Consider the following 11700-nt stretch of genomic DNA (forward strand, 5'->3'; position numbering starts at 1 on the left):
CCACATAAGTTTGTCCAATAGAACTTAAAGGTAAATAATGAGCCGAAGCCAAACAGGTTTGCCTTTGGAATGGGTTTGTTTTATAATAAAAGATACCGATCGGTACCTTTTATTATATCAGAATTTAAAACTTTGGCAAGGTTTCGTCCGTAAATTTGATATAATGTTGGTTTAGACTAAGATCATTGGGAGGAAACTATGAAAAAAGGAGATCGAACAAGAGAGCACATTATTATGAGATCGGCAGCAATCTTTAATCAAAGAGGTTATGCTGGTACATCGTTAAACGATATTATTGCCGACACCGGAATTAAGAAGGGGGGCATCTATCGACATTTTACAAATAAAGATGAGATTGCACTTGAAGCCTACAACTACGCTGCCAGTATAGTTATCAGCAAATTTGCTGAGGCGGTCGACCGGGAGCAGTCTGCGTCAGGGAGGTTGCTTGCTTTTTTTCGTGTTTATGAAGATGTTGTTGGTAATCCTCCATTTGTTGGCGGATGTCCTATGCAGAATACAGCAGTAGAAAGTGACGATACTCATACGGAGCTTCGAGATCGGGCAAGACAAGGGCTGCATAACCATTTGGATATGATAAAGAGTATAATTCTTAACGGGATAAATAGTGGGGAGTTTAAGGAGGATTTGGATACGGATGCACTTGCTTCATTTGCCTTTTCCTTGCTCGAAGGAGGCATTTTACTCAGCAAGTTAGATGGGGATAATAAGCATATGCAAATGAATACAGCATGCTTTGCATTCTATTTACAAAATTGTTGTTTGAAAAATAGTTAATCAGTTGTACGTTGCAGAGTTCTCCACGGTCGCCAAGAAGTCCGACATGTAGCTGTACCCCTGCTTTTTGCCCCTTATGGGGAGCCCAAGGCAGGCGGCCGGTTTTTTTGATTGTAGAGTCTGATCATGATATTAAGCAAACGCTTGAAGAAATAGTGGATTGGTCAACCTTGCACGCCCGCTACGCGCCATCCGCTGCTCTCCATCCCCGATATCCCTTCCACTGCTGGAAGGCAGCTTCCGCCAAAAACAAATATAACTTATCAGTATATTGAAGAATGCTGGATATTGAAGTAGGTTTTTTCATGAGGCCGCCTCGTTTCGGGAGATTGCAGGGGTACACACACTTTACCGAATGAGGCGGCTTTTTTACCTTTTTTGGCTAACCAACAGGCTTGGCCCAATACAGTCATCGTTCCGCGGTCCAGACATAAATGATATCGCTGACCCATTTCTCTTCGGGCTTGGTCGCTTGGAACTCGCGGTTTAACACGTTGTGTTGAACGGGCAGCGTATTATTGGAGAACCATACACTGTGTCTTGGTTAATCTTCAGTTCTTTGGCGACGTCTGTCACCGTTTGGACGCTTTCATTAATATGTTGAATTGTCTGACACCTGAAGGCCTCGTCATACATTCACCTTCGTGACTTTTGTGCCACGAACTGATGCCACAGCGTATATAACAAGCGCTGTCCAAATGAGTGCAAAACCGACGAGAAGGGTAGACGATACCGATTCCTTGAACACAAATACGCTCAGTAACAGCATGATTGTCGGCCCGATGTATTGTACGAATCCGAGCGTGGAAAACGCCATGCGGGCGGCTGCTCGTGCAAAGAAGAACAGCGGCAGTGCAGTTACTACGCCCGAAAGGAGTAGTTCGATGAACATGTACGGAGGCAGCGTCCATGCCATCGCCTTGCCCACGGAGGCCAAATAGACCCAGTAGCCGAGCGCAAAGGGTAGAACTACAACTGTCTCCGACAACAAGCCTACAGAAGCGTTTAGCACAATCTTCTTTTTCGCAAGACCGTATAAGCCAAACGACGAAGCCAACGAGATTGCGACCCATGGAAATCGCCCATAGTCGATTGCGATGATGAGCACCGCCGCGCCAGCGACGGCAATTGCGAGCCACTGGCCACGATTCGGCTTCTCACGAAGGAAGACGATCGCTAGTAACACGTTCAGCAGCGGGTTTAAATAATAGCCGAGGCTTGTCTCAACGACATGGTTGTTGTTGACAGCCCAGATGAAGATGAGCCAATTAGCAGCGATCAACAGTCCGCTGGCGGTGAGCGATAGCAGGAGCGAACGGCTAGTCACAATCCGCTTCATATCACCCCAGCGGCGCTGGACGGTGACGAGAATGCCCATGAAGACAAACGACCAGACAACCCGATGCGATAAAATCTCGCCTGCGGGCACATCATTAAACAACTTCCAATAAAGCGGGAGAACTCCCCACATGATATAAGCGATAATAGCGTTGATTAACCCATTATTCATAATCAATTTCCTTCCTCCCGCTCCGATGTCTGAGTGCAATATGCTCAGTTCCCCGTAGCGCCGATTAATTGTAACTCAATTTGTTTCATCTTATAAAAATAGCCTTTCGGTATTTAACGTACAACTTGGCTGAACCGACTGCATTACAGGAGTTATCAGCGACCAAGGATGCCAATACACGTCTCATGCATAACACGACATGCTGCCACAGGTTGGCACACAATCAGCATGTCGTTGGGGGCAGTTGTCTTGATGGGTTCGTGATGGGCACGCCTCCTCGTCAAACCCGCGTCCGCTTAGGCTTGAGGCAGCACTGCCTTGAAGACGATTTCGATTAGTTGCTCTGGGAAGCCCAGTCTCGGTACGCCGATCAAATTGCTGGCGACCTGAGGCTGCGGTGTCCCGTAGACTTCTTTCCGAACCTTGCCTGCGACCGCAAATGCCGCATCGACATCGAGGACGTAGAGCGTATCTTCAACCACGTGATCGAAGGTGGCCCCGAATTGTGCTAGGATCTTCGCGGCATTGGCATAGGTTACCCGCATCTGCTCCTCCATCATCGAGAAGTCGGCCGGCTTCCCAGATTCATCGAGCACCGCGGGGAAGACCATCGCCCCATTTTCGTCGTGGCTGAGTTGGCCGGAAACATGGATCGTGTTTCCGATCTTGATTGCTTGTGCATAACCGTAAGCGTCTTCCGCCGGCACACCATGATAGGCGGCCTCTTTACCATTCGTTGCGTTCGTATTCGTCATCTTCTTATCTCCTTTTCGTATACGCTGACTCGGATATCCGAGCCGCTTTTTCTTGTGAGCCGATTGCATTGTCGTTGCTGATGGATAACATTATGCTCAGGAACCGTTCTTTTTTTATGCACCAGCAACGATTACTGGACATATGAGCGCAGCGCCGCTTATGAGGGGTTAAGTTTTTGGATGACTCCCCGAGTGAGATCCCCCCTTAGGATTCAACTGCAATCAGAAATGGCTGAGTGACGAATTCAGCATACTTCTTAGCCAGTTTTTCAAGAGCTTCGTCATTTACTTCTCTAACACCACTAATTTCAAAGGAGGGTTTATAAAGCATTTTTAATCCGTGAAGCATAATTTAGCCCTTTACACGTTCAGCAACTCTGTCAAGCCAACAGGTGTGAGTATGTTGCCAACGTAAAACTGGCCGAATTCTCCGAAGCGTGCGCTAGTCTCGTCGAACCGCATCTCATAGACGAGCTTCTTAAAATGCAGCGGATCGTCGGCAAACAGTGTAACACCCCACTCCCAATCGTCGAAGCCGACCGAGCCGGTGATAATCTGCTTGACCTTACCTGCATAATTGCGGCCGATCATACCGTGACTGCGCATGAAGTTTTTGCGCTCCTCCAGAGAGAGCATGTACCAGTTATCGTTAAGCATGCGTCGCTTGTTCATAGGGTAAAAGCAGATATGTTTCGCCTTGGGTAAGATTGGCTTAAGGCGAGCGGCTACTTCGGGAACTTGCATCGGATCGGAGCCGGGAGGTGCTAAATAATTGCTCAGCTCGACGACACTGACGTATGAGTAAACTGGTTTTACGAATTTGGCGAACCGAGAACGATTAAATGCGTTCTCCGCTGAGTTCAGCTCCTCGAGTGTCTCGCGTAGGTTTATAAACATAATGTCTGCCTTCTGGCCGACGATGGCGTACATTGCCAAGCTGCCTTCCATCCGGGATTCGACCGCCGACCATTCGTAGATTAGCGTCATCAAATCATGCTTTGCATACTCGCGTTCCTCTGTGGTTGCACTTTTCCAGGCAACCCAGTCGATTGTGCGGAAATCATGCAGCGCGTACCAACCCTCTAGCGTTTCTGTTGCTTCACTCATCTTACTTTAGCCTCCCTTGGTTGTTTTGGCTTATCCAATAGCTTTCTTTTTTTGAATTTCATTTCTTGATCTTAGAACAAAGAGTGATTTCATCCTGATAAGGAGTTGCTGCATCCAATGTAACGGGACTATTGATTTGAGAAGCATTTGAATGCGTCTATCCCGAGCAACAATGAGAATTTTAGTTCCGTATTTTAACAAATATATTCATTATGTGACAACTCTTTAATTCGGGGAAAAATAAGGTCAGATCAGTCAAACGTTTTTAAAATTTACTTTTCAGTCATTCTCAAGTCCTCCTATAAGTTTTAGTTATTCCAAAAAGGTAATACCTCTCATGAAATCAAAATGGCTCGGCGCTATTTCATTCTAGAACAGCTTGTTGTACAATAAAAGATACCGAACGGTATCTTTTATTGTACCATGATTCTAGTGAAAGGCAAGACCGGAATCGTATGTTCGATTTTTTCGTGACAGGATTAAAGCTGGGGAGTTTAGGGGGATCTGGATTTAACGAGTTTTGCTCAGCAAATTGGATAGGGATAACAAGCGCGTGCTAATGAATATAACATTCTTCTAGTCTTATTTGCAGGAATGCCGTTTCGCAAGGAAACACGAGTAGATGGCAAAAAGAGCTTGTCGAATGGGGCTTGTGAATAATGCAGGAATCACCTGAGTCTGGTGCTAAAGCTGCTGGTTTTCGAGTGCTTTCTTTTTGAAAAAAACGGATAGGTGGTTATTTATTTGGATGTAGTGAATATAGAAAATAAACCAGAAAGTAAAAGCCCGACTTTGGCGCTATTAGCGCTGACAATAGGGGCATTTGCGATTGGAATGACTGAATTTATTATTATGGGGTTACTTCCTGAAGTGGCCGAAAGCTTGCAGGTGTCCATCCCCTCAGCAGGGCTACTCATTACCGGATATGCACTGGGTGTGTCTATAGGAGCTCCTATCATCACAGTCGCCACTCATCGAATGAAGCGAGGGATTTTCAGCGTCCGTACGGGGAACGGATATAGTCACGTCGGGAACCTGGGGGTTTATCGAATGTCAGGAGGGTATTGGCACCAATATAGCATCGCTATAGACAAACCAATATAGCTGTGCTATATTGGTCGCATGAATACACACGACGTTCTACTCAATGCGGCTTTACAAGTTCTCGAGGAAGAGGGCGAGGCACAGTTCACGACACGCTCTGTCTGCGCAATCGCGAAGGTGACCGCACCGACGCTGTATCATCACTTCGGCAGCGCCGACGGGCTACTGAGCGCCGCCATTAAGGAAGCATTTGCTCAGTTTCTCGAAAGCAAAAGGACTGCCACGCAATCCTTCGATCCGGTTATGGCACTACGCGAGGGCTGGGACGATTACGTGCGCTTCGCGGCGGCTCGTCCACGGCTCTACGCGGTGATGATGGGCCGCGTTCTCAACGATGCTGAAATTCCCGCCGCCGAGCAGGCCTTTGCGCTCCTCATCCAACGCATCGCGGCCATCGCCGCTGAGGGCCGGCTCAGGCCGACGGTGGAGGTGGCTGCCGATCTCATGTGGGCGTCTGCGAATGCTGCATCCCTACTATACGTCACAGCTCGGCTACGCAAAGCGGTGCCACCCACTTCAGAAGTCCTGGAGCAAATCCGCGAGGGTGCCATACGGTCCATCCTAAATCCTGAACAGAAAGGACGAACAGAATGAAAATTCTTGTCACGGGAGGTACTGGTCTGCTAGGCGGTCGCCTAATCCCGAAGCTCATAGAGGACGGTCACGAGATTTTCGCACTCACACGCTCCATATCATCTCACGCCAAACTCAAGTCCATGGGTGCTACGCCAGTCGATGCCGATCTCGAAAGCAGCACGCCACTCATATTGCCGGTGATTGATGCGGTTGTGCACGCGGCCGCCCTGTTCCGCTTTTCGGGGCCTCGCGAACCCTTCTTCCGCACCAACGTTGATGGAACCGTAGCCTTGTTGAAGGCAGCCGAGTCCGCAGGTGCGAAGACATTCGTCTACATCAGCGCAGCGGGAATCCTCATGGATAATGGCGGTACGCCCATCCGCAACGTTGATGAAAGCACGCCGATTTTCCCGAGCCACTTCTCCGCCTACCTGGCGAGCAAGGCACGGGCCGAATCAATGGTTCTGGCAGCTAACAAACCCGGCTTTCGCACCATCGCGCTTCGCCCGCCGGCTATCTGGGGGCCTGGTGATCCGTTTAGTCAAGGGCTTCCCGAAGCAGTCAGGTCTGGACAGTTCGCCTTCATCAACCGCGGCGACTACGCTTTTGCAACCTGCCACGTGGACAATGTGGTAGAAGCCATACAATGCGCTCTTAAACGCGGAGAAGGCGGTCATGCCTTCTTCATCAAAGACCAGGAAGGGCAGACTTTCCGTGAGTTCGTCACCTCGCTCGCGAACTTACAGGGCCTGTCCATCGATAAGCTGCGTTCGATGCCCTACTGGCTTGCCTCTGCCATTGGCCGGCTGCTCGACACTATCTGGGCCGTCACGCGGAAAGACGGGGATCCGCCGATCTCACGCTCGATGATACGCATGATCGGGCGTGAGTTCACAGTCAACGATGCCGCTGCACGTCGAGAGTTGGGCTATGTCGGAAGAACTTTGCGCGACGCGGGCTTGCAAAGCTATGAGGAACCATCTGCTCTACGATAGTGCTTTGGAGGGCGAACGCCGGCAATCGCCGGTTAGTCGTTCTTTGGACTTTCCCCCTTTTGTCGATATGGCAGACAGCAGAGAAGCCGTAGCAATCAGTAATTCAGGAAAACGAGCATGTAACGTGCTTAGCGCTCGCTCATGTGCAGGTAGTAGAGGATATCCTTCATGTAGAATACAAGCACTGTTTTTTTCTGCCCCACACTTTGCTGACTATCGTAACCATTGGAAGATATAATAAGCGCAGTCACTAGTACGAACTTATTGGCTGGGCTTTTTCAGTGTGCATATTATCAAAAATATTGCACACCCATCTATCAATTTTAAGTAGATTCATTTTTTAGAATATGGCGCTACCCCCTTTTTATATAGGTTTTCCACTAACTCGAAAAATTCTTCTGGCGATAAATCCTTTTGTCGCTGGAGCCAAAGACGAAATAAAGAAAGTGATGTTGATATGTGAAACTCAATCAAGTATGGCGTTATGGAGTTGTTTTGCGGAAGGTTTAATTCCAAGCTATCAAGGGTGATTTCTCTTTTCAAGCGTTCTAAAAAACGAATACTGCCATAATCGCCCAAGAGGGCATTGAGAATCGAGAGATACTCCCTTTTCTCCAAACAATGAAGCGGATTTTGAACAGCAGTATGCGTAGATAACGCTTTATTCGCTAATTCTTCTTTTATGTAGTTCAATAAATCATTCTCAACAAAGTCTAACAATTCGTAAATATCAGTAAAGTATTGATAAAATGTGCTGCGGTTATATCCCGACTTATTCGCAATTTCTTGAATCGAGATTTTTTCAATCGGCTTTTGACTATATAGCTCACAAAAAACATCTATAAAAGTTTGTTTTGTTTTCTCCGTTATTTCAGGTTGCTTTTTCATTTAATCCTCCTATTGCGAACAAGAATATCATCCGACAAATAATAAAAAACTGATGGTTGATGAAGAAATCATAAGGATTTATGATCACATCATACAACACGTTGTCTGATGATCAAAAGGAATTGTTAATAAATAGGGGTGATTTTATGTCAGTAAAACAGAATAGAATTTTAATTTTTGGTGCAGGTGTTATAGGGAGCATATACGCAATTAAATTTATTGAAGCAGGGCTTGACGTTACTATGTTAGCACGTTCTAATCGATTTAATACATTGAAAGAAAATGGCCTGAAATATAATGAAAAAGGTACGGTCAAAACTATAAAAGTAAATGTCATTGATGAGCTTGAAAATGATGATATTTATGATTTTATTTTCGTTACAGTTCGTTACGATCGATCTGAATCAGCGTTGTCAGCACTCAAAGACAATCAAAGCAAAAATATTGTTACAATGATTAGTAATCCAATTGGATTCTCTTCATGGCTGGATATTGTAGGGGATAGATTTTTACCAGCCTTCCCCGGCGTTGGTGGACAGATAAAAGATGGAATATTGTACGCTCGATTTCCATCAAAGTTATTAGCGGCTACTATGTTCGGAGAAATTAATGGCGTAGTGACAGAACGCATAGAAACTCTCGCAAGATTATTAAGAACAGCAAAACTTCCTTACGTAATAAATAAGGATATGAGTGCGTATTTAATAACTCATGCCGTAACGGATATTGCAATGCTTAGCTTTTTGAATATTGATAATAAGATCATTGACCCCAAAACAGCTAGAACCAGAAAAACGGCACATAAAATAACATACACTCTGAAAGCGAATTTAAGGGCTGTACAAAAAGCCGGTGTTGCGATTGATCCGTCTAAAATAAAAATTTTGCTTAGATGTCCGGATTGGATTTTGGATTTTTTCTTTATGATATGGTTACGGACGAACATGGTAAAGGATATGATGTTGCCTGATTATGCGAGTAATGCAAACAACGAAATTGTACAGTTGAATAACGACTTAATGAAGTTTTTAAGTCAAAAGGATATCACACCATAAGATATTAAGGTTTATGGTATTTACAGCATTTGTTTTGGGCGAATGGGACTGCTTGCGAGAAACGAAGCAAAAATGAGCAAATCATCGGCCGTTTAAGAGCGAAGCCAAAGAATGCGCCTTCATTCGTGAAGGGGAGGCAATCTTTGGCTTCTTTTGCCATCTGCAACGTTTTACATTAAACGGCCACAGGCGTAAGATTCAATCAACAACTGAATGTAATAAAACTGTTCTCAAATGGCTGAATTCCGGGTAGTGGGAACGGGGGAACCAATGGTGAACGCGGCTTTTGCTCAGATAGCTGCTCACCTGGGGTGAATCCTTGCTGCGTGCTGAAAAGCGCGCTTCTTGCAAGGTAGGGCAATCTCGCTGCCCGAATCCGTCAGCTAACCCCGTAAGCCTCGAAGAGAGAGGATGAGCGCCATGATCGTTTAACCGACCACGGAGAGCCCTGCCGCTTCTGTGGTCTTTTTGCTGTGCATGCAGGAAGAGAATTGCTGTCTGTATGAGGAGCTGAAATCTTATAACAACGAAAATTAGAGCTTTTATTCACTAGCTAAAATACCTGAAAGGGGGAGATTATCGTTACTGTATTTATCGTGTGCTTCTGGGTAGGGCTATTGCTCCTTCTCAGCGGCGGATTTCATGGACATGGCCTGGCGGGTCATCTGCATGCGGGAGGCGGCGATGCTGGAGGTCCGGGCTTTGTGCCCATACTCCCGCTGATGGTGTTTGTAACGGTCTGGGGCGGCACTGGTTATGTGCTTTCCCGGTTCAGCGGAATGAATATGCTTGCAGTGGTGCTGATCTGCACCGTGGTTGCTTTACTGCTGGGCTGTCTGATGTATGCGGTGCTGGCCCGGTTAATGACCCGGTATGACAGCAGCATGAATGAAATGGATTATGAGCAGGTGGGGCAGCTTGGTTACATCAGTATTTCTGCAGTGGATGGAGCGGTTGGGGAAATGAAATATGTGCTGCACGGAACGATGCGCTCCATTGGAGTGCGGGCAGAAGCCGGCCAGCAGCTCGCAAAGGGCGACAGGGTGATTATTTTGAAGGTGGATAAAGGAATGGCGACAGTAACCCTCTTTGAGAGGGAAATCGAACAATAATAAATAACGGGGAGTGTCGAAGCAAATGGCTATTCTTTATTTAATCGCGGCAATTGTTGTTGTTATCCTGCTGGCTTTGTTCAGTATCGTGAACGCTTATAAAAAGGTTCCGCCCAATCAAGCGATGATTGTGTATGGTCTCGGCGGAAAAAGAGTGGTGCAGGGCGGCGGGACCTTTGTCATCCCCGGCTTCCAGAACAATAAGACCATCTCCATGATGCTGATGAGCTTTGATGTCATCCCGGCGCAGGCGATGTTTTCCCGGCAAGGCATCAAGCTCAGCTTGGAGGCGGTGGCCCAGATTAAGATCAAAAGTGATCCTACCGCTATTCTGACTGCCAGCGAGCAGTTTATCGACCGGCCGGAAGAAGACCGCGAGACCATTATCCTGCATTCGGTGGAAGGCCATTTGCGTGGCTTAATCGGGCAATTAACGGTGGAATCCATACTAAAGACACCCGACGAAATCAACAGCAAGATGCGGGAGACCTGCTCGGAGGACCTCGATAAGATGGGGCTTGAGGTGGTCAGCTTCACCATTAAGAAAATTACCGACGATAAAGGGTATATCGACAATATGGGGGTTCCGGAAATTGAGCGTATCCGCCGCGATGCCAGCATTGCAAAGGCGGAAGCGGAACGCGACATTCAGATTAAGCAGGCTGAGGCGGCGAAAGAATCCTCCATTGCCAAAGCCGATGCGCATCAGGCCACCATAGAAGCGGAAACCGCCGCCCGCGCTAAGGAATCCCAGTTCGAGAAGGAACTGAACATTAAGCAGGCCGATTTTAAGCTGGAGACGGAAGTGAAGAAGGCGCAGGCGGATCTTGCGTACGAATTGCAGCAGAATAAAATCAGGCAGTCGCTGGTTACCGAACAGGATAAGATCACGCAGATGGAAGCGGAAGCCAACCGGACCGTCCGGGAAATCGAAGTTGAACTGAGACAGAAGGAACTGGAGGCAACGGTGATCAAGCCTGCCCAGGCGGAGAACCAGGCTACGGTTATGAGAGCGGAGGCAGCCAAGCAGCGGCAAATCCTTGAAGCGGAAGCAGAGGCAGCCACGACGACCAAACGCGGGCTGGCAACGGCGGAGGCGGAGCTGGCGAAGGGGAGAGCCAACGCGGAAATTGTTCAACTGGCTGGAGCGGCGGAAGCGGGGGCACTGGAGAAGAAAGCCGAAGCATATAAACAGTTCACGCAAGCAGCGCTTACAGTGGAGTTCCTGAAAGTTCTGCCGGAGCTGGCTGACAAAATCGCTTCCCCGCTGGCCAAGGTCGATAAGATTACAGTGATTTCCCAGGATGGAGCTTCATCCGGCGTGAACAAAATTACCGGCGATATCGCCAAAATTATGGCCCAGGTTCCTGAATTGACCCAGTCGCTTACCGGTATGAACGTGACAGAGGCGCTCAGCGGGCTACTCGGCCGGGATAAGGAGCAGTAATACTGAACACATATTAAGCCCTTGATACGTCGGAAATCCCGATGATGTATCAAGGGCTTTTTATTTTTTTGGAGTGAAGAACCATTCGGTATCCCCCGGTAATTTTAGAAAATGGAATTGGGCAAAGGCAGTACAATGACTATGAATGTGGAGAATATCTGGCATAAATCCTATTATATAATATTTTATATCTGAGTTTTCTTTGATGGTGGTGAGCCAATGAGGATTGATGAATTGAGCCTCCAACACGGCTAAAGCCGTGGGATTCCTAGCTAGTTAACGCACGCAAGCCATTTCTGTTTTGTGCAGACTGCTAAGTCAAGAGCTAGCTCATTAGCTCGTCCTGGATCAGA

General features: G+C 47.3%; 11 protein-coding genes, 1 pseudogene and 1 riboswitch. Of the genes and pseudogenes, 7 read left to right on the top strand and 5 right to left on the bottom strand.

The genetic code is table 11. From position 1 onward, the window contains the following. Window positions 1-198: 198 nt before the first annotated feature. Complete coding sequence (locus ACX1DY_RS29540; protein WP_458967691.1) at window positions 199-798, top strand: TetR/AcrR family transcriptional regulator; 600 nt, start codon at window positions 199-201, stop codon at window positions 796-798. Window positions 799-1426: 628 nt separating this feature from the next. On the opposite strand, the gene rarD is transcribed toward ACX1DY_RS29540, so the two are convergent. The 4 genes from rarD to hemQ form a co-directional block, all read right to left on the bottom strand. Beyond that, window positions 1427-2308, bottom strand: a complete 882-nt coding sequence (gene rarD, locus ACX1DY_RS29545) for an EamA family transporter RarD (RefSeq protein ID WP_458967702.1) — start codon at window positions 2306-2308, stop codon at window positions 1427-1429. Between the two features lie 296 nt (window positions 2309-2604). Beyond that, window positions 2605-3063: a Rid family hydrolase gene (locus ACX1DY_RS29550; protein ID WP_053779473.1), complete on the bottom strand. Its 459-nt coding sequence runs from the start codon at window positions 3061-3063 to the stop codon at window positions 2605-2607. Between the two features lie 205 nt (window positions 3064-3268). Beyond that, window positions 3269-3412 (bottom strand): hypothetical protein, encoded by a 144-nt coding sequence (locus ACX1DY_RS29555; protein ID WP_458967692.1) that lies wholly within the window; start codon window positions 3410-3412, stop codon window positions 3269-3271. 11 nt (window positions 3413-3423) lie between these two features. After that, window positions 3424-4170, bottom strand: a complete 747-nt coding sequence (gene hemQ / locus ACX1DY_RS29560) for a hydrogen peroxide-dependent heme synthase (RefSeq protein WP_458967693.1) — start codon at window positions 4168-4170, stop codon at window positions 3424-3426. A gap of 744 nt (window positions 4171-4914) precedes the next feature. Between hemQ and ACX1DY_RS29565 the strand changes: the two are divergent. From ACX1DY_RS29565 to ACX1DY_RS29575, 3 genes and pseudogenes are all read left to right on the top strand, one after another. Next, a pseudogene (locus ACX1DY_RS29565) lies at window positions 4915-5157 on the top strand (MFS transporter); the annotation flags it as partial. A 135-nt stretch (window positions 5158-5292) separates the two neighbouring features. Then, window positions 5293-5868, top strand: a complete 576-nt coding sequence (locus ACX1DY_RS29570; RefSeq protein ID WP_458967694.1) for a TetR/AcrR family transcriptional regulator — start codon at window positions 5293-5295, stop codon at window positions 5866-5868. Next, window positions 5865-6845, top strand: a complete 981-nt coding sequence (locus tag ACX1DY_RS29575; RefSeq protein WP_458967695.1) for an NAD-dependent epimerase/dehydratase family protein — start codon at window positions 5865-5867, stop codon at window positions 6843-6845. The genes ACX1DY_RS29570 and ACX1DY_RS29575 overlap by 4 nt, the downstream gene beginning before the upstream one ends. 333 nt (window positions 6846-7178) lie before the next feature. Here ACX1DY_RS29575 and ACX1DY_RS29580 read toward each other — a convergent pair whose 3' ends face one another. Then, window positions 7179-7733, bottom strand: coding sequence for a TetR/AcrR family transcriptional regulator (locus ACX1DY_RS29580; RefSeq protein WP_458967696.1), 555 nt, complete (start codon window positions 7731-7733; stop codon window positions 7179-7181). 146 nt (window positions 7734-7879) lie between these two features. Here ACX1DY_RS29580 and ACX1DY_RS29585 point away from each other — a divergent pair, with 146 nt between their 5' ends. The 3 genes from ACX1DY_RS29585 (at window position 7880) to ACX1DY_RS29595 (ending at window position 11347) form a co-directional block, all read left to right on the top strand. Continuing rightward, window positions 7880-8788, top strand: a complete 909-nt coding sequence (locus tag ACX1DY_RS29585) for a ketopantoate reductase family protein (protein ID WP_458967697.1) — start codon at window positions 7880-7882, stop codon at window positions 8786-8788. A gap of 226 nt (window positions 8789-9014) precedes the next feature. Then, window positions 9015-9201: riboswitch (cyclic di-AMP (ydaO/yuaA leader) on the top strand. 204 nt (window positions 9202-9405) lie between these two features. After that, complete coding sequence (locus tag ACX1DY_RS29590; RefSeq protein WP_458967698.1) at window positions 9406-9900, top strand: hypothetical protein; 495 nt, start codon at window positions 9406-9408, stop codon at window positions 9898-9900. A gap of 25 nt (window positions 9901-9925) precedes the next feature. Next, window positions 9926-11347 carry a flotillin family protein gene (locus ACX1DY_RS29595; protein WP_458967699.1) on the top strand — a complete coding sequence of 474 codons (1422 nt, stop codon included), beginning with the start codon at window positions 9926-9928 and terminating at the stop codon, window positions 11345-11347. Window positions 11348-11700: the final 353 nt, after the last annotated feature.

The sequence above is a fragment of the Paenibacillus sp. BAC0078 genome (assembly GCF_054483875.1).